The sequence below is a fragment of the Alistipes sp. An54 genome (assembly GCF_002159375.1).
In the GTDB taxonomy this organism is placed as follows: Bacteria; Bacteroidota; Bacteroidia; order Bacteroidales; family Rikenellaceae; genus Alistipes; species Alistipes megaguti.
This window is the reverse complement of record NZ_NFIA01000006.1, coordinates 73,098-91,267: the sequence shown is the minus strand read 5'-3', so window position 1 is coordinate 91,267 and position 18,170 is coordinate 73,098. Positions and strand designations below refer to the sequence as shown.

Annotated in this window: 18 protein-coding genes; 11 read left to right on the top strand and 7 right to left on the bottom strand. The window is 58.8% G+C overall.

Annotated features, from left to right (window positions below; genetic code table 11):
* Positions 1–275: 275 nt before the first annotated feature.
* Genes B5G09_RS07400 through B5G09_RS07390 form a run of 3 tightly spaced genes read right to left on the bottom strand, consistent with a single transcriptional unit; the run spans position 276 to position 2,905 of the window.
* Positions 276–974: a DUF2461 domain-containing protein gene (locus tag B5G09_RS07400; RefSeq protein ID WP_343285479.1), complete on the bottom strand. Its 699-nt coding sequence runs from the start codon at positions 972–974 to the stop codon at positions 276–278.
* Positions 964–2,244 (bottom strand): serine hydroxymethyltransferase, encoded by a 1,281-nt coding sequence (glyA, locus tag B5G09_RS07395; RefSeq protein ID WP_087310341.1) that lies wholly within the window; start codon positions 2,242–2,244, stop codon positions 964–966. The genes B5G09_RS07400 and glyA overlap by 11 nt, the downstream gene beginning before the upstream one ends.
* A gap of 16 nt (positions 2,245–2,260) precedes the next feature.
* Positions 2,261–2,905 carry a hypothetical protein gene (locus B5G09_RS07390; protein ID WP_087404671.1) on the bottom strand — a complete coding sequence of 215 codons (645 nt, stop codon included), beginning with the start codon at positions 2,903–2,905 and terminating at the stop codon, positions 2,261–2,263.
* Between the two features lie 145 nt (positions 2,906–3,050).
* On the opposite strand from B5G09_RS07390, the gene fabG reads away from it, so the two are divergent.
* Positions 3,051–3,797 (top strand): 3-oxoacyl-[acyl-carrier-protein] reductase, encoded by a 747-nt coding sequence (fabG, locus tag B5G09_RS07385; protein WP_087404670.1) that lies wholly within the window; start codon positions 3,051–3,053, stop codon positions 3,795–3,797.
* 337 nt (positions 3,798–4,134) lie between these two features.
* Positions 4,135–5,013: a PorV/PorQ family protein gene (locus B5G09_RS07380; protein WP_087404669.1), complete on the top strand. Its 879-nt coding sequence runs from the start codon at positions 4,135–4,137 to the stop codon at positions 5,011–5,013.
* Positions 5,014–5,071: 58 nt separating this feature from the next.
* Here B5G09_RS07380 and B5G09_RS07375 read toward each other — a convergent pair whose 3' ends face one another.
* Positions 5,072–5,551: a low molecular weight protein-tyrosine-phosphatase gene (locus B5G09_RS07375; RefSeq protein WP_087310409.1), complete on the bottom strand. Its 480-nt coding sequence runs from the start codon at positions 5,549–5,551 to the stop codon at positions 5,072–5,074.
* Between the two features lie 402 nt (positions 5,552–5,953).
* Here B5G09_RS07375 and B5G09_RS07370 point away from each other — a divergent pair, with 402 nt between their 5' ends.
* The 3 genes from B5G09_RS07370 to B5G09_RS07360 are packed head-to-tail and all read left to right on the top strand — an operon-like array spanning position 5,954 to position 9,409.
* The gene (locus B5G09_RS07370) at positions 5,954–6,472 is read left to right on the top strand and encodes a hypothetical protein (RefSeq protein WP_087404668.1); all 519 of its coding nucleotides are present in this window, start codon (positions 5,954–5,956) and stop codon (positions 6,470–6,472) included.
* A gap of 3 nt (positions 6,473–6,475) precedes the next feature.
* Positions 6,476–7,678, top strand: a complete 1,203-nt coding sequence (locus B5G09_RS07365; RefSeq protein ID WP_087310351.1) for a BamA/TamA family outer membrane protein — start codon at positions 6,476–6,478, stop codon at positions 7,676–7,678.
* An 18-nt stretch (positions 7,679–7,696) separates the two neighbouring features.
* A complete protein-coding gene (locus B5G09_RS07360; RefSeq protein ID WP_087404667.1) occupies positions 7,697–9,409 on the top strand; it encodes a phosphoethanolamine transferase in 1,713 nt (570 codons plus the stop codon).
* Positions 9,410–9,535: 126 nt separating this feature from the next.
* On the opposite strand, the gene B5G09_RS07355 is transcribed toward B5G09_RS07360, so the two are convergent.
* A complete protein-coding gene (locus tag B5G09_RS07355) occupies positions 9,536–9,709 on the bottom strand; it encodes a histone H1 (RefSeq protein WP_087310355.1) in 174 nt (57 codons plus the stop codon).
* A gap of 335 nt (positions 9,710–10,044) precedes the next feature.
* Here B5G09_RS07355 and feoB point away from each other — a divergent pair, with 335 nt between their 5' ends.
* From feoB to B5G09_RS07330, 6 genes are all read left to right on the top strand, one after another.
* On the top strand, positions 10,045–12,615 hold the full coding sequence (gene feoB, locus B5G09_RS07350) for a ferrous iron transport protein B (RefSeq protein ID WP_087404666.1): 2,571 nt from the start codon (positions 10,045–10,047) through the stop codon (positions 12,613–12,615).
* Between the two features lie 6 nt (positions 12,616–12,621).
* Positions 12,622–12,783, top strand: coding sequence for a FeoB-associated Cys-rich membrane protein (locus B5G09_RS13900; RefSeq protein ID WP_122120888.1), 162 nt, complete (start codon positions 12,622–12,624; stop codon positions 12,781–12,783).
* 146 nt (positions 12,784–12,929) lie between these two features.
* Positions 12,930–13,301 carry a CidA/LrgA family protein gene (locus B5G09_RS07345; RefSeq protein WP_087310359.1) on the top strand — a complete coding sequence of 124 codons (372 nt, stop codon included), beginning with the start codon at positions 12,930–12,932 and terminating at the stop codon, positions 13,299–13,301.
* Positions 13,294–13,992, top strand: coding sequence for an LrgB family protein (locus B5G09_RS07340; RefSeq protein WP_087404665.1), 699 nt, complete (start codon positions 13,294–13,296; stop codon positions 13,990–13,992). Before B5G09_RS07345 ends, B5G09_RS07340 begins: the two co-directional genes overlap by 8 nt.
* A gap of 159 nt (positions 13,993–14,151) precedes the next feature.
* Positions 14,152–15,339 (top strand): aminotransferase class I/II-fold pyridoxal phosphate-dependent enzyme, encoded by a 1,188-nt coding sequence (locus tag B5G09_RS07335; RefSeq protein WP_087310363.1) that lies wholly within the window; start codon positions 14,152–14,154, stop codon positions 15,337–15,339.
* A 466-nt stretch (positions 15,340–15,805) separates the two neighbouring features.
* Complete coding sequence (locus tag B5G09_RS07330) at positions 15,806–16,345, top strand: hypothetical protein (RefSeq protein WP_206384425.1); 540 nt, start codon at positions 15,806–15,808, stop codon at positions 16,343–16,345.
* Between the two features lie 73 nt (positions 16,346–16,418).
* Here B5G09_RS07330 and B5G09_RS07325 read toward each other — a convergent pair whose 3' ends face one another.
* Entirely contained in the window at positions 16,419–16,859 is a 441-nt protein-coding gene (locus B5G09_RS07325; RefSeq protein ID WP_087404663.1) for a peptidylprolyl isomerase, read from the bottom strand.
* Between the two features lie 24 nt (positions 16,860–16,883).
* A complete protein-coding gene (gene purT, locus B5G09_RS07320) occupies positions 16,884–18,128 on the bottom strand; it encodes a formate-dependent phosphoribosylglycinamide formyltransferase (RefSeq protein WP_262481264.1) in 1,245 nt (414 codons plus the stop codon).
* Between the last annotated feature and the right edge of the window lie 42 nt (positions 18,129–18,170).

The following is an 18,170-nucleotide window of genomic DNA, read 5'->3' as shown; positions in this document are numbered from 1 at the left end:
GTTGGCGCGGGAACAGACCAAACATCGAAACTCCCAAGAGGAAACGGTAACACGAAAGGCCGGATCATCGGGGAACGTTCTCCGCAACAGTTCAGCAAAACGGCGGATCCGAAAACTGCAAGGCTTGGAACAACCAGTCAACTCATAGACGGATTACAAAAAAGGTGGAAGCGAAAACTTCCACCTTTTTTCATTGCCGGATTGCCGAATTCCGGGTTCTTGTCAGAGAGCGCCGGCTCCGTCCGGCTGCCCCCCCCCTCCGGGGAATCCGCCGGTCACATCTCTTCGTAGGTGTACTGGATGGCCCGGTTCAACTGCGCGATAAAGGGCTGCGTGCGGCGGAACTCCGCGACGACACGCGCCGCCAGATCCTCCGCATGCACAAACGCTTCGTCAACCTGCTTCACCAGGCAAAAGTCCTTCTGTTTGAGCAGATCCGCATGTTCCGAATCGGACGGAAAGCCCGTCGGGACCCGCTTGAGGCGGTTCGTCGGATCGAGCCGGAACCCACGGGCCGCGTGGATCGACCGCTGCATCTCGGCCCCGTGGTCCACCACCTCTTCGCGGATCGACCGCAGCACAGCCGGTTCAAGGCAGACCGCACCCGACCCCAGCAGGTGGTTGCAACCCTTCCCCTCGTCCGTCACCGGTTCGAGCTGGAAGTAGTAACCCGCATAGCCAGACTTCTTGCCCTTCGGAGCGACAAAGGCGCCGATCCAGGTCTTGTAGGGACGCTTGTCGGGCGAGAAACGCGTATCGCGGGCGATGCGGTAGGTGCAGTCCTGCGGCCGCAGACCGCGCACCGAGTCGTCGAACGACGCGATGCCCTCGATGAGCTCCGCCGTGAAGTCGGCCCACAACCCCTTGACGTGCGTCCACTCCGCCCGGTGGGCATCGAACCACTCGCGGTCGTTGTTCTCATACAGCCGCCGCAGGAAATCCAGTATCTCCTCCGTCGGCATGCTACCAGGCAAAGAGCGGATAGTTGGCCATCAGCGCGTTGACCTCCTTGCGGACGGCGGCGATGTTGGCCTCGTTCTCCGGATCGTTCAGCACCCGGTCGATCAGCCCGACAATGTAGTCCATCTGATCCTCCTTCAGGCCGCGCGTGGTGATGGCCGGCGTACCGAAGCGCAGTCCCGAGGTCTGGAACGGCGAGCGCGAATCGAACGGAACCATGTTCTTGTTGGTCGTGATGTCGGCCGCAACGAGGCACTTCTCGGCCAGCTTGCCCGTCAGATCGGGGAACTTCGTGCGCAGGTCGACCAGCATCAGGTGGTTGTCCGTACCGCCCGAGACGATCTTGTATCCACGCTTCATGAAGGCTTCGGCCATGGCGGCGGCATTCTTCTTGACCTGGAGCTGGTACTCCTTGTACTCGGGCTGCAACGCTTCACCGAAGGCCACGGCCTTGGCTGCAATGACGTGCTCCAGCGGCCCGCCCTGGATGCCGGGGAAGACCGATGCATTGAGAATCTGCGACATCATCTTCACGGCGCCCTTCGGCGTGGTGAGCCCCCACGGATTCTCGAAGTCCTTGCCCATGAGGATGATACCTCCGCGCGGACCGCGCAGCGTCTTGTGGGTCGTCGAGGTGACGATATGGGCGTATTTCACCGGATTGTCCAACAGCCCGGCGGCGATCAGACCCGCCGTGTGGGCCATGTCGACCATCAGCAGCGCGCCCACCTTGTCGGCGATCTCACGCATGCGCTTGTAGTCCCACTCGCGCGAATAGGCCGAAGCGCCGCCCACGATCAGTTTCGGACGGCACTCCATGGCCAGCTGCTCCATGGCATCGTAGTCGATGCGGCCCGTAGCCTCGTCCAGCCGGTAGCCGACGGCCTTGAAGTACTTGCCCGACATGTTGACCGGCGAACCGTGCGAAAGGTGGCCACCGTGTGCGAGGTCCAGCCCCATGAAGGTGTCGCCCGGCTGCATGCAGGCGAAGAAGACCGCCATGTTGGCCTGGGCGCCCGAGTGCGGCTGAACGTTGGCCCACTCCGCACCGTAGAGTTCGCAAAGACGCTCGATGGCCAGCGACTCCACCTTGTCAACCACCTCGCAACCTCCGTAGTAACGTGCTCCGGGGTAACCTTCGGCATACTTGTTCGTGAGCACCGAGCCCATGGCCTCCATCACCTCATCGCTGACGAAGTTCTCCGAGGCGATCAGCTCGATGCCGTGCATCTGACGGCTCCGCTCTTCGGAAATCAGATCGAAAATCCGGGAATCTCTTTTCATGTTCTTTTATCAAGGGTTATTGAGTGATTTTTTTCAGTTCCACGACGCTGGCCGCCCCTTCGCAAACGGGGATCTCCTGCCGCACGAGGCCGATGCCCGGGGCCATCCACTGGATCATGCGGCCCGCAACCTCCTGGTCACCCAGAGTCGTGAGGGTGCGGAACTCGAGGCGCACGGCGTCGAACTTTCCGGCCGGCGTGCGGATCGGTCCGCACGCGGCAACGCGCACGCTGTCCGAACGCACGGAGACGATCGTGCGTTCGTCCCCGCGCGTTCCCGAGACCGAGAATCCGAAGCCCGGGAAGAGATCGCCCGGTTTCATCTCGGCGGGCAAGGCCAGATTCCGGGTTCGAAAATCCACATCCCGCACCTGCAGCGTATCGAGCAGGGCCTGCATCTCTGCCGGGACTTCGATCTGCAGAACCGTCGAATCGGGATAGATCTGCCAGCGTTCGACGATCGGATTATTCGCTTTGGTGTAGGTCAGGGTAATTTCGCCGTTGTCGTCCGACGCGACCAGTTTGTCGAGCGAGCCCGTCCGTACACCGCCGATCGACTCTTCGTAGATCAGGCGCCGGCCGGCCGTAGTGCAGATCCACGGTTCGGCGGCCGACGCAACGGCGGCTGTGAGGATCATCAACGGCAGTATGAAGCGCTTCATCGGGCAGGCATGCTTTTCGGACGGTAAAGATAAGCAATTTTGACGAAATTCATCTCCCGAACGTGTCATTAAGAACGGGTTTCGGATATTTTTCCTATCTTTGCGCTGCAAAATTGGTTGATATTACCTTTAAAATAATACGATTATGAAATTGCTCGAAGGAAAAGTGGCCGTCATCACCGGTGCCGCACGCGGTATCGGCAAGGCCATCGCTCTGAAATTCGCTTCGGAAGGTGCCGACGTCGCCTTCACCGATCTGGTGATCGACGAAAACGGAAAGGCTACCGAAGCCGAAGTCGCCGCCCTCGGCGTCAAGGCCAAAGGCTATGCCTCGAACGCCGCCAACTTCGAAGAGACCCATCAGGTCATCAAGCAGATCCTGGAGGACTTCGGCCGCATCGACATCCTGGTCAACAACGCCGGAATCACGAAGGACGGGCTGATGATGCGCATGTCCGAGGCGCAGTGGGATGCCGTGCTGACGGTCAACCTCAAGTCGGCATTCAACTTCATCCACGCCGTGACGCCGATCATGGCCCGTCAGAAGAGCGGCTCGATCATCAACATGTCGTCCGTCGTCGGCGTGAGCGGCAATGCCGGGCAGTGCAACTACTCCGCCTCGAAGGCCGGTATGATCGGTCTGGCCAAGTCGATCGCCAAGGAGATGGGTTCGCGCGGCATCCGTGCCAACTGCATCGCCCCGGGTTTCATCATGACCGACATGACCGACAAGCTCCCCGACTCGGTCAAGGAGGAGTGGTACAAGCAGATTCCGCTGCGTCGCGGCGGTACGCCCGAGGAGGTCGCCAAGGTGGCCCTGTTCCTCGCGTCGGATCTCTCGTCGTATGTCAGCGGCCAGGTGATCCACTGCTGCGGTGCCATGAACTGCTAAACCACCGGTGGAGGGGGGGGACTAACCCTTTTTTGGGGGCTAACCCTTTCTTACGGACTTTTTACGGAGCGTTTCCCTGGAGGCGCTCCGTTTTTCGTGTCCGGATCCGAAGATCGGACAAATGGTTGCGTTTTTGTCCCACAGGTTGCCAATTTTACTCCCAAGGGTTGGCGCTGGCAAATTTTTCGCTATATTTGGAGAGTATAGGATGCGCCTCGGCTATGCAAAAAATCAGCAAGCTGTTTTTTGGCGTTGCGCTCGCCTTTTCGTATATTTGTCCAATGCGGAAGCCGGCCGAGCGTCGTGCCGGGTTTCCGCCAGACCACTCAGTTGCAGTATGAAACGATTCGTGATCCTTTTGGCGGCCGTTGCGGCTCTGCATGGCGCCGTTTCGGCCCAGGAGGCCACCCTCCCGAGTCCCGATGCCAAGGCTATCGGCATGGGCGGCGTGATGATGACCACGCTCTCCAGTTCGCATGCCATCTACAACAACCCGGCGCTGGTCGCCTTCTCGATGACCTCTTCGCAGGTATCCTCTTCCTATTACGGGCAGGGGCAATTCGACTACTATGCCGTCTCGGGAAGCTGCCGCATCAACGTCTCCAATACCGTGCAGGCCGGCTGGCGGCAATATCTGCGCGGAAACGGCAACAACGACATGGCCGTCGATCTGGGATACACGCGGCGGATCAACGAACGGTGGGCCGTCGGTATCGTGGGACGCTATCTGCATCTGCGACGTCCCGACGCTTCGGCCGATGCCCTGGCCGCCGACGTGAGCGTCGCCTATCAACTGCCGCTGGAGATCGGCAGCTACTCCACGCTGCGGGCCGGCGCCAAACTGGCCAATCTCGGTGCGTATCTCTCTGATACCGACCACTCGCTGCCCGTCGATCTCACGGCCGGTGCAGCCCTCGATACGTTCCTCAGCGATGCCCACGAAATCACGGTCGGCGCCGATCTGGGCTACTATTTCTACCCGAAGGATGTCCGGGGCTACCAGATGTCACTCGGCGTGGAGTACAACCTCATGCAGCTTGTCCAGTTCCGGGGCGGCTATCACTACGGCGAACAGCGCTATTACTACCCCAGCTACTGGTCGGCCGGCGTCGGGGTGCGCATCCTGCATCTGCGTCTCGACTTCGCCTACCTTTTCGCCAAGAAGGAGACTCTGCTGCGCAACACCTACAGTCTGAGTTTCGGCTTCGACTTCTGAGACGGTGCCGCCGGGCCGGTGATACAGGGAGGAGCGGATCCTGTGCCAGGATGAATGCTCAATCCTTCCGACGCCGAATATCCTCCAGCAAACCCTCGCAACCGTCCTCCAACAGGTTCAGCACCAGCTCGAACCCGTCGTGACCTTCGTAATAGGGGTCGGGAACGTAGCTCCAGTCGGGATGATGACGGCAGAAATCGGTCATGCGGTAGATCTTCTGCGCCGCGGCCCGCGACGGAGCCATCCGGTGAAGCGTTTCGTAATTCATGTCGTCCATGACGATGATCCGGTCGAAACGGTCGAAATCCTCCTCCCGAATCTGACGGGCCCGGTGGGTCAATGCATACCCCCGGCGGGCTGCGGCGCTGCGCATCCGAGGATCGGGCAGGTCACCCCGATGACCGCCGTACGTGCCGGCCGAATCCACTTCGATTGCATCCGCAAGCCCCGCCCGTTCGATCCGGTCCCGCAGAATGCCCTCGGCGGCCGGAGAGCGGCAAATGTTGCCCAAACAGACAAAAAGTACACGTGTTTTCATCGCCGCAAAGATAAAGTTTCGGCCGATGGTCTCCAAATCCGCCACCGGAATTTTCGGACAAAATTCCCGGAACGTATTTTGCAGTTGGCGGCCGGTTTGGAAAGGTGCTTTTGACCAGAAGATGGCCCGTCGTGCCGGTCCGGCGGAGGCTTGTCGATCCGGCAATGGTTTGCCGGGCTGCGGCAGCACACCCCAAACGGCCGATTTCACCCGTCCGGGATCTTCCTCCTGCTGCTCCCGGCCGGCTGCAGGCCCTTCGTCCGGGCCCCTTTGGTAACCGATCCGACTGAAAAAAATGACCATTAGAACAATAATAGAAGCGTTGCACCCCTCGATGTTCAAGGATTTTGTCGTAACTTTGCCCCCGATTTATTGCAACGAAACCGAAAATATCCAGAACCTATGAAGATGAAAGGAATGGTGATGCTGGCAGCCGCAGTGCTGACCCTCTCGACGGTTTCCGCTCAGCAGCTGCCCCGCAAGGTGCAGAATGTCGAGATCCTCGACCTGAACGGCAAACCCGCCAAATTGCCCCACTTCGGAGAGAAAAACCTCATGATATTCTACGTCGATCCCGACCGGCACAAGCAGAACGAAGACTTTACCTACGAACTCGAACGCAACCACCGCGCCTCGGGTGACAACCTCTACGGATTCGGTATCATGAACCTCATGGATGCCCCCATGATCCCCAACGGCATGGCCCGCAGCATGGCCAGAAAACGCACCGAAAAGAACGGTGCCACGGTCCTGGCCGACGAAGGCCGCATCCTGAGCAAGGCCTGGGGCCTGGGCGACTGCAACAACCAGTTCGTGCTGCTGATCGTCTCCAAGGAGGGTGAGCTGGTATTCATGCGCAAGGGCGTCCTCTCCGAAGCCGATAAAGAGGCCTTTTACCAAACCATCGAGAAGTATCGTTAACGCATGCTGCGCCGATCCGCCTTGCTGGCACTCCTGACCGTCTTCACGGGAGCCCTCAGCCCCGGGGTCGCACAGGAATCCGAATGGAGCCTCGCACAGGGAGACACCATTCGCTATACCTACACCCCGCTGCCGCAGGACACACCCCGAAAAAAGTCCTTCCTGAAACGGATCGTGGACTATTTCGGCGAATCGACCACCGACCGGACCTTCGAGAAAAAAATCGACTTCACCTTTGCCGGAGGCCCGAGCTATTCGAAAACAACCAGTCTCGGAATCGCAGCCCTCGCCGCGGGCCTCTATCGGCTGGACCGTACCGATTCGATCACTTCACCGTCGAACGTTTCCGTCTTCGCGAATGTCTCGATCACGGGGTTCTACTCCGTCGGTATGTTCGGTAACAACATCTTTTCCAAGAATAAACAGCGCCTGAGCTACAACGTTACTTTCGCTTCAGCGCCCCGCGATTTCTGGGGTATCGGATACGATAACGCGCTCCACAACGAGGTGAGCACCTACTCCGAAAAACGGATCATGATCGACGCCCGCTATCTGCACAAGGTGTTGCCGAACACCTTCGTCGGCGGACTGGTCAACTTCGACTACACGCGAGGCATCCGTTTCTCGAAACCCGAATACCTCGACGGCGAAAATTCGCAATATGTCGCTACGGGAATCGGAGCCCTAGTTGAATACGACAGCCGCGATTTCATTCCCAACCCCTTCAAAGGGGTCTATGTCAGCTTCCGGGAGACCTGTTTCCCCAAGGCGCTGGGCAATTGCGGCCGGGCACTCTGGCAGACAACCTTCACGGCCGATGCCTATCAGCGCGTGTGGAAAGACTGCATCCTGGCCGTTGATCTCTTTGCCGAATTCAACTCCGACGGCACCCCCTGGCCCATGCTCGCCCGACTGGGTGACAACCAGCGCATGCGCGGATACTACCTCGGCCGCTTCACGGACAACAACATGATCACCTTTCAGGTGGAACTCCGGCAGCGGATCTGGCGACGCATCGGAGGCGTCGTCTGGGGCGGAGCCGGCAACGTCTTCCATACGTTCCGCGATTTCCAGTGGAACCAGACGCTACCCAACTACGGTCTCGGCCTGCGCTGGGAACTCAAAAAACGGGTCAACGTGCGACTCGACTACGGATTCGGCAAGGAGACGAACAGTTTCCTGCTGAGCATCAACGAAGCTTTTTAAGTGTAAGACGAACGGACTATGAGTGTTGAGAAGAATCGGAAAGAGGTGCATCGGATCGTCAAGACCCGCAGCCGTTTCACCACGCTGCTGACGGTCTACTTCTTCGTGGCGTTGATCATTCCCAACTGCGTGTTGATCAATACGGAAGAATACTCCATCTGGAGTGATGAAGCACTGATACTCCTGCCGCTCGGATTCTACATGATGTGGAGCGTGGCGCTCCGCCGCTCGGGAGTGATGATCTGGCTCGGATTCCCGTTCATCTTCTTCTGCGCCTTCCAGATCGTGCTGCTCTACCTGTTCGGCAACTCGATCATCGCCACGGACATGTTCACCAACGTTCTGACGACCAATCCCGGCGAGGCCAACGAGTTGCTGAGCAACATCTATCCGTCGGTCGTGCTGGTCTGCGTGATCTACATTCCGCTGCTCTGGCTGGCAGCACGCGAAATCGCCCACAAGCGCTACATCTCCCATACCTCCCGTATGAGCATCGGGTTGACCGGCGGCGCCCTCTTCTCGCTGGGTCTGCTGGCGCTCTGGCCCGCCTACCACGTCAGCGAATCGAAGCACGTCCTGCGCGACGAAATCTTCCCGCTGAATGTCATCTACAACCTCGGGTTGAGCGGCTCGGAGTTCCGCAAGTCGCACAACTTCGAAAAAAGTTCCGAGGGTTTCTCCTTCGAGGCCCGGCGTACGGTCCAGGCTCCCGGCCGCGAGGTCTACGTCTACATCATCGGGGAGGCGGCCCGCGCCATGAACTGGCAGTTGTATGGATATGAACGTGAGACTAATCCGCGCCTGTCGAAGCGCAACGACGTGGTGGTCTTCCGCGACATGCTCACCCAGAGCAACACCACCCACAAAAGCGTCCCCTTGATCCTCTCGTCGGTGGCCACCGACGAACACGAGGAGCTCTATCGCCGCAAGGGGCTTCCCGCCCTCTTCAACGAGATCGGATTCGACACCTGGTTCATCTCCAACCAGTCGCCTCAGGGTGCCATGATCGACAATCTGGCCCACGATGCCAACCATCTGATCTATATCCGCTCGCCGCGCCACGACATGCAGCTGCTCGACGAGATGAGGCGGGTGCTCGAACGGACCGATGAACGGAAGATCCTCTTCATCCTCCATTGCTACGGCTCGCACTTCAGCTATCATCAGCGCTATCCGCGCGAATTCGCCCGCTTCCTGCCCGACGATGACGTCGCCATTGCTCTGAAGCACCGTCAGACGCTGGTCAATGCCTACGACAACTCGATCCTCTATACGGACTATTTCCTCGCCGAGACAATCGGATTCCTCGAATCGCTCGAAAATACCTCCTCGGCCCTGCTCTACTGTGCGGACCACGGCGAGGATCTGATCGACGATTCGCGCGAACGCTTCCTCCACGCCTCGCCCACCACCACGGCCTATCAACTCTGTGTGGCGTCGCTGGCCTGGTTCTCGGAGGAGTACTGCCGCACGTTCCCCGAAAAGGTCGAGGCGGCCCGAGCCAACGAAACCGCACCGGCCAATACCCATGCCCTCTTCCACACGATGGCCGACATGGCTTCGATCGAGGGCCGTTACCTCTCGACACAGGTTTCGCTTGTCAGTCCGGATTACGACCGGACAGCGCCACGCTTCTATCTGAACGACCACAACGAAGCGGTTCCCTATCCCAAAACGGGCCTCAAGGAGCTCGATTTCGAGGTCTTCCGTCGTTACGGCATCAAAATGTGACGGCGGGGCAACTGACTCAAAAGGAAACTCCCGAAGCGTGTCCGGAGGTGCCAAAAGCGCCGGAATGTTCAAACAAAAAAGGCCGCGACTTCGAGCCGCGACCTTTTTCACAATCCGAAATGCGAATTATTTCGAAGCCTCTACGGATACCTTGCGGAACTCCTTCATCAGCTTCGAAAGCTCAAGAGCCGACTTGCGGGCACGCGTACCGGCAGCCTTGTTGTTCTTCTCAACCTGAGCGGCTGCATTGGCAGCAAATACTTCGAACTCGGCATTGATCTTTTCTACTAACTCTTTCATGGTTTTAGAATTTTAATTGTTTTAGAGTTTTTGGGTTGTTATCATCGCAAAGATATAAAAATATTCTAAACCCCAGCCTCTGAAGCCCGAAAAACGCGTTTTTTTCAAGGAAAAACAGCCTTTTGACAGGGGCCTGCCCCCGTTTTGACTCCCCGACAGCGCAAAAACGGCCGAATATTAGCCCGATCCGCCCGGAAAAACGGAACTTGTCCGAAATCTCCGGAAACGGACGCTCCGCAAAACCTGCCCCCCCAGGACAAAAGATACCTATGATCGGGGATTGACCGTCTCGGAATAATATCGTATTTTTGCAGCCGAAAAACTCTACGTGAAAAATGCGTCTTTCCGAATTGAAAAGCGGTGAATCCGCCACGATCGTCAAGGTCATGGGCCACGGCGGTTTCCGGCGCCGCATCATGGAGATGGGATTCGTCCGCGGCGAGCGGGTCGAGGTGATTCTCAATGCCCCGCTCAAGGATCCCATCGAATACCGGATCATGGGTTACGATATCTCGCTGCGGCGCAGCGAAGCCGAAATGGTCGAAGTCCTCTCGGACAGTGAAGCCGACGAATACCTCGCCCGCCGGGCCGAGCGGATCCGCCAGGCGACCGCAGACGGCAATCCGAACGATCCCGCAACGGTCAGCGATGACGACGAGTGCGCTTCGCGCAAAGAGGTGCTGGACCGCCAGAGCCGCACGATTACCGTGGCACTGGTCGGAAACCCCAACAGCGGCAAAACCTCGCTCTTCAACGCTATCTCGGGTGGTCACGAACACGTCGGAAACTACAGCGGCGTGACGGTCGGTGCCAAGAGCGGACACTGCGAATACAAGGGTTACCACTTCGAGATCACCGATCTGCCCGGCACCTACGCCCTGTCGGCCTACACCCCCGAAGAGCGGTTCGTCCGTCACCACCTCGCCACGCAGACTCCCGACGTGGTGATCAACTCGGTCGTTGCCTCGAACATCGAGCGCAACCTCTACCTCACCACCGAACTGATCGACATCAACCCGCGGATGGTCGTGGCACTGAACATGTACGATGAGCTCAAAGCCAGCGGTTCGACGCTCGATTACGACAGTCTGGGCCGCATGCTGGGTGTACCGATGGTTCCGGTAGAGGCCCGCAACAACAAGGGTATCAACGATCTGCTCGATACGGTAATCAATGTTTACGAAAACCGGGACGAGCGCGTGCGCCACATTCATATCAACATGGGGCCGGTCATCGACGAGAGTCTGCGCAAGCTCAACAGCGACATGAGCCTCCACCGCGACGAACTGCCCAAGGCCTTCCCGCCCCGATACTGGGCCATGAAGATGCTCGAAAGCGACAAGCAGGCCGAGGAGTCGCTGCGCAGTTGCGAACGCTACCCGGTCTGGACCGAAATCCGTGACCGCGAGGCCAAGCGGATCTCCGAAGCGCTGGGCGAAGATGTCGAAACGGCCTTCGCCAACCAGAAATACGGCTTCATCCAGGGCGCCCTGAAGGAGACCTACACCCCCGGCAAACGCGAAGAGGTGACCGCAACGGCGCTGATCGACACCTTCGTCACCCACAAACTCTGGGGATTCCCGATCTTCTTTGCCCTGATGGGGCTGATGTTCTGGTGCACGTTCAGCATCGGAGCCTATCCCCAGTCGTGGATCGAAGCGCTGGTCGGTTGGATCGGCCGCGGCGTCAATGCACTGATGCCCGCCGGAGCGTTGCGTGACCTGATCGTCGACGGTATCATCGGCGGCGTCGGGTCGGTCATCGTCTTCCTCCCGAACATCATGATCCTCTACCTTTTCATCGCCTTCATGGAGGATTCGGGTTATCTGGCCCGCGCGGCCTTCATCATGGACCGCGTCATGCACCGCATCGGCGTTCACGGAAAATCGTTCATCCCGCTGATCATGGGATTCGGCTGCAACGTCCCCGCCATCATGGCCTGCCGGACCATCGAAAGCAAAAGCAGTCGGCTGATTACCATCCTGATAACGCCATTCATGTCCTGCAGTGCGCGAATTCCAATCTACATCCTCATGACCGGGGTCTTCTTCTCGGCCAACGCCGGCGCCGTCATGCTGGGACTCTATCTGCTGGGCATCGTCGTGGCAATCATCACCGCCCGGCTGATGCGGCGCTTCCTCTTCCCCGTCGACGAGACGCCGTTCGTCATGGAGCTGCCCCCCTATCGTCTCCCGACCTGGAAGACCACCCTCTCGCACATGTGGGACAAGTGTGCGCAGTATCTCAAGAAGATGGGCGGCATGATCCTCATCGCATCGGTCATCGTCTGGGCCCTGAGCTACTATCCCCGTTCGGAAAAGGGGGGCAGCAGCGAAACCCATTACGAAAACTCCTATCTGGGACGCATCGGAAAGGGATGCGAACCGGTCTTCCGCCCGCTGGGATTCAACTGGAAGGCCAGCGTGGCGCTGCTCTCGGGACTCCCGGCCAAGGAGATCGTCGTCTCGACACTCAGCGTCCTCTATGCCGAACCGCAGACCGAGGCCGACGCTCCGTCGGCACAGACGCCCGGTGCGCAGCTTCCGCCGCAGACCATCGGCATCATCGGCGGTGCGGATGCCCCGACCCAGATCCTCGTCGAAGACGCTGCGGTCGGATCAACGGCCGGATCGACGGTCGACAATGCCGGCAAAACGGCGGATGCGTCCGACGAAGAGCAGCTGGATTCCCTTTCGCAACGGCTGCTTGAGAGCGGCGACTTCTCGACGGCGGCCGCCCTGGCCTTCCTGGTTTTCATCCTGCTCTACGTGCCGTGCATCGCCACCGTCGTGGCCATCGGCACCGAAGCCGGATGGAAATGGGCCGCCGCGTCGATCCTCTACAACACGGCCGTCGCCTGGGTGATGGCCTGGATCGTCTACCACATCGCACGGCTCTTCTGCTGACAGACCATGGAGAACGGTGTACAGGACTATATCGTCTGGGGAATTGTGGCGGCGGCCGTCGCTGCAGCGGTCGTCTGGTTCTGGCGGCTGCTGTGCGGCCGTCGAAGGGGCGGCTGCGCCTCCTGCAGCCAGACAAAATGCCCGCTCCGGGAGATCCGACGAAAATAAATTTGCGTATACACGCCTCTTGCGCTATATTTGCCGCCCGAAAACGGCGGAATCCCACAGCGAAGCCGACCTCCCGAGGAAGTCGGCTTCGCCGTTTGTCGGGTTTGCCCCCGCCGATAACCGTGTGTGAACGTAAATGTGATTTTATGACCGGACTCTTCTTCATTCTCCTCTTCTGGCTCATCGGAAATGCCCTGAGCCTCCTGACCGGCGGATACATCTCCGGAAACATCATCGGACTGATCCTCCTCTTCGTCTCGCTCTGCATGCACTGGGTCAAGGCCGAAACCATCCGCCCGGCGGCCCGCTTCCTGCTCGGAGCCATGGCCCTCTTTTTCGTCCCCTACGGCGTGGGCCTCATGGATTCGTACCGCGTCATTCTCGAAAACCTCTGGGCAATCCTCGTCTCGGGAATCATCTCGACGATCCTTGTGCTCTTCGTCACCGGAAAAACCTTCCAAAGCCTGAACCGCAGAGTCCGGCTGCGTCACATCAAACAACAACGCCACCATGCTTGATTTCCAGTTCCTCCGATCGGACCTCTTCCTGCTCACCCTCACCGTGGGTCTCTATTGCCTCGGAACGCTCATCTACCGGCGTTCGCACATGCCGCTGCTCCATCCCGTGCTGCTGACGTTCGTCTCCGTGATCGTCTTCCTGCGCTGCGCGGGCATCGACTACCCCCGGTATCAGGAGGCAACCGGCATCCTCAATTTCGCCCTCGGCCTGTCGGTCGTCGCTCTGGGCTACCTGCTCTACGAACAGCTGGAACGGCTCCGCAGCAGTCTGATGCCCGTAGCCGTGGCCACACTCGCCGGCTGTGTGGTCGGCGGGCTGAGCGTCGTCTACATCGCCGAGGCATTCGGCGTCGAACGCCAGATCCTGAACTCGCTCGCGCCCAAATCGGTCACCGTCCCCATTGCCGTATCGGTGGCCGGACCGCTGGGCGGAAACGTCTCGATCACCTCCGTGGTGGTCTTCTGCGTCGGAATCTTCGGCAGCATCTTCGGCGAGTGGATTCTCCGCCACTGCGGCGTCCGGGATCCCGAAGCCCGCGGTTTCGCCCTCGGTGCCGCCGCACACGGAATCGGTACCGCACGGGCCATCGAAATCGGGGTCGTCGAAGGCGCCTTGAGCGGACTGGCCATGGCGCTGATGGGGCTGGCTACGGCCCTGCTCGTGCCGCTGATGGAGCGCTACCTCTATTGAAAGAGCCTCAGCGCGCAAAACAGATTCGCGTGAAACGCCTGATGAGGGGCCTGCACGGCCCACGAAAAGGCGTTTTCGCCGTTTTTGTTCCTATAATTTTTTAATATTCCCACGAATTGCCTATCTTTGTCGACAGCATAATCCCAAATCTAACACAATATGGCAAAAGCAGTCAACATCGCCCGTTCACACCGCATGGACGGTATCGGAGAGTACTATTTCTCGCGTCGTCTGCGCGAAATAGCTGAGATTGAAGCGGCTACGGGCCGCCAGATCGTAAAACTGGCCATGGGAAGCCCCGACCTTCCGCCTCATCAGTCCGTCATCGACTGCCTGGCCAGGGAGGCCCAGCGCCCCGACGTACACAAGTACATGTCCTATCAGGGCGAACCCATTCTGCGTAAGGCTTTTGCCGACTGGTACAAGAAATGGTATCATGTCGATCTCGACTTCAAGTCGGAGGTCTACCCCCTGATCGGCTCGAAGGAGGGTATCATGCACATCTGCATGACGTTCCTCAATCCCGGCGACAAGGTCCTCGTCCCGAACCCCGGCTATCCGACCTACTCGGCCGGCGTGAAGCTCGCCGGAGGTGTCATGGTCCCCTACTCGCTCAACAAGGAGACGAACTTCTACCCCGATTTCGAGGCTATCGAAAAGGCCGGGCTCGACGGCGTGAAGATGATGCTCGTCAACTATCCCAACATGCCGACCGGACAGGTCGGTTCGATGGAACTCTTCCGCAAGATCATCGACTTCGGCGCCAAGCACAATATTCTGATCATTCACGACAACCCCTACAGTTTCATCCGCAACTCGGCCGGTCCGCTCTCGATCATGGCCGTCGAGGGGGCCAAGGAGGTTGCCCTGGAGCTCAACTCCCTGTCGAAGGGGCACTCGATGGCCGGATGGCGCGTCGGCGTGCTGGTCGGAAAGGCCGAGTGGATCAAGGATGTCATGACCTTCCGCAGCAACATGGACTCCGGTATGTTCTACCCCATTCAGGCGGCTGCCGCCACGGCGCTCGCCCTCGGTGAGGATTGGTACAAGCAGCTCAACGAGATTTACTACGGGCGTGAGCGTCAGGCCTACGAACTGCTCAACGCGCTGGGGTGCTCCTACCGCGAGCATCAGGCCGGTCTGTTCGTCTGGGCCGAACTCCCCGAGGATTACAAGGGCGACAGCTTCTCGTTCTCGGACGAGGTGATGGAGAAGACCGATGTCTTCCTCACACCGGGCGGTATCTTCGGTTCCGAAGGTCTGCGCTACATCCGCATCACGCTCTGCTGCCCCGAGGAGCTGCTCAAGAAGGCAACGGACAAGATCAAGGCCGCTTTCGGAAAATAACCCCAACGGTCTGCATTCGTTACAAAGCCGCCACTCCTTGTTCGGGAGTGGCGGCTTTGCTTGACTCCTCTCCCTTTTGCTTCCGCTCAGACCTAAGAAAAAGGGACTAATCTATGGATTTTTCAAAGTTTTTTCCTATTTTTGTCCGTATGTTGAACCTTTCAAACTCCATAGCCTATGAAGAGACCATAAAGAATCCGTAATTGAAATTTTCGTGCCATCATGGCACACGACATATAAAAAGCGTTATTTTTATTCCGGTCGCTTAAACTTCCACTTTACAAGACCCCTAGGAATAAAGTTTGACGCTCACGTGTTTCACGTGGGCTTTATTCTGTTATTGGGGGTACGGGTTGTGGAAGACCTTAGCGACCAAAACAAAAATATTGTCCCACGTTTTTTATGTGTCTTCCACACCCATAGAATTTACGCCAGGGACAGGCACATTTTATTGACTAACATGAACTTGAAACATCTCATCTCAACAATCGCCATTCTTTCAGCCGCTTTGACACTCTCCTCTTGCGGCGCTTCGAAAAAAACGCTCAAACGAAGCAATCAGGCGCTGATTCAGGCCATGCAGGCTGCGGCATTGAGAGAATCGGCGGAAGCCGCAAAACTCTATTCCGATACGTCGATCCCGAAAGGTGAAGCGCGGAAACATGTCAGCAGGGATACTCCAGGGCAAACGGCTCTCGAAAAAACAATCATCCGCTGGGCGATCGATTCCGATCCGCAGGGCGCTCGGGTGTTTTATCGTGTGCTTTCAAGTATCCCGGCTGTCGTAAAGAATACCAATGAAACCTATCTGATGACGACGCCTTATGAAGAGACCCGATCGTTTAATATCCTGGGCTTGACCTACGAAAATTCGCGCGATGTGCAAATTGAAATCAAGGTCGTGAAGTCCGGATATGAGCCTCAGGTCAAGCGGTTTAACGTTCGTCAGGTTTTGGATCAGCAGGAGATCAGCAGCTTCTTTATGCTGGTCCCCAAAGAAGAATAGGTATCTGAAATACCAAGATATGAAGCAGGCCCTTGATATTTTATGTCAAGGGCCTGCCGTTGATATCGAGATCTTACTCCCGGACGATGCGGATCGAGAGGATGCGGTCTCCGCGGCGGATGTCGTCGATCACGTCCAGCCCCTCGACCACCTGTCCGAAGCAGGTGTGAACCCCGTCGAGGTGTTTCGTATTCTCGCGGTTCATGCAGATGAAGAACTGCGATCCGCCCGTGTCCTTCCCGGCGTGGGCCATCGACAGCACGCCCCGGTCGTGGCGCTGGCGCGGCGCCGAGGTCTCGCACTTGATCGTATAGCCCGGCCCTCCGGTTCCGTCTCCACGCGGGCAGCCGCCCTGGATCACGAAGTCCGGAATGACACGGTGGAACGTCAGTCCGTCGTAGAAGCCGTGTTCGGCCAGGTCGACGAAGTTGGCCACCGTACCCGGCGTCTCGTCGGCGTAGAGCTCGGCCTTCATCGTCCCCTTTTCGGTCTCAATAATGGCGTAGGTCTTCATGGGTATCTTCAGTTGTTCCGGTTTTTATTCGGTTACCTTGACTTTGGCGGCGGCAGCCTTCACCCGGTCGCGCAGCGCGTCAAGGTCGCGGCCCAGCGGTTCGTAGCCCACGACGACACCCATGCGGCGGTTGACACGCGCCGTCGGTTTGCCGAAAATACGGATGTCGGTACGCGGATTGTCGGCCAGTGCCTCCGCTACGCACTCATAGTGCGGCGTCTGCGTGGCCACGGGCGAGAGGATCACGGCGCTGGCGCCCATCCGTTCGAAGGTGATCTCCGGGATCGGAAGCCCCAGCACGGCCCGCAGGTGGAGTTCGAACTCGTTGAGATTCTGCGTCCCGGCCAGCGTCACCATACCCGTATCGTGCGGGCGCGGCGAGAGCTCCGAGAAGTAGACGCCATTCTCGTGGCTCAGGAAGAACTCCACGCCCCAAAGGCCGGCGCCGGTCAGTGCTCCCGTGACGGCGGCAGCCATACGCTGTGCTTCGGCCAGGTGTTCGGGGGCAATCTCAGGCGCCTGGAAACTCTCGCGGTAGTCGCCGCCCTTCTGCACGTGACCGATCGGCGGGCAGAAGAGCGTCGGGCCGTTCTTCTGCGTGACGGTCAGCAGCGTGATCTCGCTGTCGAAGCGGATGAACTCCTCGACGATCAGTTCGCGGATATCGCCCCGCGAGCCCTCGCAACCGTAGTGCCAGGCAGCCTCCACCTCGTCGGCCGAACGGACCACCGACTGGCCCTTGCCCGACGACGACATCAGCGGCTTGACCACGCACGGGTAGCCGATCCGGTCGGCCGCCTCGCGAAGCTCCTGGAGCGTCCTGGCGTAGAAGTAGCGGGCCGTCTTCAGTCCCAGCTCCTTGGCAGCCAGGTCGCGGATCGCCTTGCGGTTCATCGTGAAGTTGACGGCACGGGCACTCGGGACGACCTGGATCCCCTCGCGCTCGAAGTCGTAGAGGCGTTCGGTGCGGATCGCCTCGATCTCCGGGACGATGATGTCCGGGCGGTGTTTGGCAACGGCGGCCGAAAGGGCCTCGCCATCCAGCATGTCGAAGACTTCGCAGGCATCGGCCACCTGCATGGCCGGTGCTCCGGCATACTTGTCGCACGCAACGACCGTCTGGCCCAGACGCTGGGCCGCAATCACGAACTCCTTGCCCAGTTCGCCCGAGCCCAGAAGCAGTATCTTTTTCATCTGTGTGGTGGTTTTGGATTTTTCGACTACAAAGATAGAATTTTTTCCGTTGATACGGCACGCTGCGGGCGGCATTCGCTGAGAAAAGGCTATTCGGGTATCGGGCGCGAGCGCCGT

What these genes read in the sequence shown, in the direction of transcription:
- B5G09_RS07365 (WP_087310351.1), top strand. Translation starts at nt 6,476, where the DNA reads ATGCTGCGCCGATCCGCCTTGCTGGCACTCCTGACCGTCTTCACGGGA.
- fabG (WP_087404670.1), top strand. Translation starts at nt 3,051, where the DNA reads ATGAAATTGCTCGAAGGAAAAGTGGCCGTCATCACCGGTGCCGCACGC.
- B5G09_RS07390 (WP_087404671.1), bottom strand. Translation starts at nt 2,905, where the DNA reads ATGAAGCGCTTCATACTGCCGTTGATGATCCTCACAGCCGCCGTTGCG.
- B5G09_RS07380 (WP_087404669.1), top strand. Translation starts at nt 4,135, where the DNA reads ATGAAACGATTCGTGATCCTTTTGGCGGCCGTTGCGGCTCTGCATGGC.
- purT (WP_262481264.1), bottom strand. Translation starts at nt 18,128, where the DNA reads ATGCCGCCCGCAGCGTGCCGTATCAACGGAAAAAATTCTATCTTTGTA.
- B5G09_RS07370 (WP_087404668.1), top strand. Translation starts at nt 5,954, where the DNA reads ATGAAGATGAAAGGAATGGTGATGCTGGCAGCCGCAGTGCTGACCCTC.
- B5G09_RS07360 (WP_087404667.1), top strand. Translation starts at nt 7,697, where the DNA reads ATGAGTGTTGAGAAGAATCGGAAAGAGGTGCATCGGATCGTCAAGACC.
- feoB (WP_087404666.1), top strand. Translation starts at nt 10,045, where the DNA reads ATGCGTCTTTCCGAATTGAAAAGCGGTGAATCCGCCACGATCGTCAAG.
- B5G09_RS07375 (WP_087310409.1), bottom strand. Translation starts at nt 5,551, where the DNA reads ATGAAAACACGTGTACTTTTTGTCTGTTTGGGCAACATTTGCCGCTCT.
- B5G09_RS07335 (WP_087310363.1), top strand. Translation starts at nt 14,152, where the DNA reads ATGGCAAAAGCAGTCAACATCGCCCGTTCACACCGCATGGACGGTATC.
- B5G09_RS07325 (WP_087404663.1), bottom strand. Translation starts at nt 16,859, where the DNA reads ATGAAGACCTACGCCATTATTGAGACCGAAAAGGGGACGATGAAGGCC.
- B5G09_RS07355 (WP_087310355.1), bottom strand. Translation starts at nt 9,709, where the DNA reads ATGAAAGAGTTAGTAGAAAAGATCAATGCCGAGTTCGAAGTATTTGCT.
- B5G09_RS07345 (WP_087310359.1), top strand. Translation starts at nt 12,930, where the DNA reads ATGACCGGACTCTTCTTCATTCTCCTCTTCTGGCTCATCGGAAATGCC.
- B5G09_RS13900 (WP_122120888.1), top strand. Translation starts at nt 12,622, where the DNA reads ATGGAGAACGGTGTACAGGACTATATCGTCTGGGGAATTGTGGCGGCG.
- B5G09_RS07340 (WP_087404665.1), top strand. Translation starts at nt 13,294, where the DNA reads ATGCTTGATTTCCAGTTCCTCCGATCGGACCTCTTCCTGCTCACCCTC.
- glyA (WP_087310341.1), bottom strand. Translation starts at nt 2,244, where the DNA reads ATGAAAAGAGATTCCCGGATTTTCGATCTGATTTCCGAAGAGCGGAGC.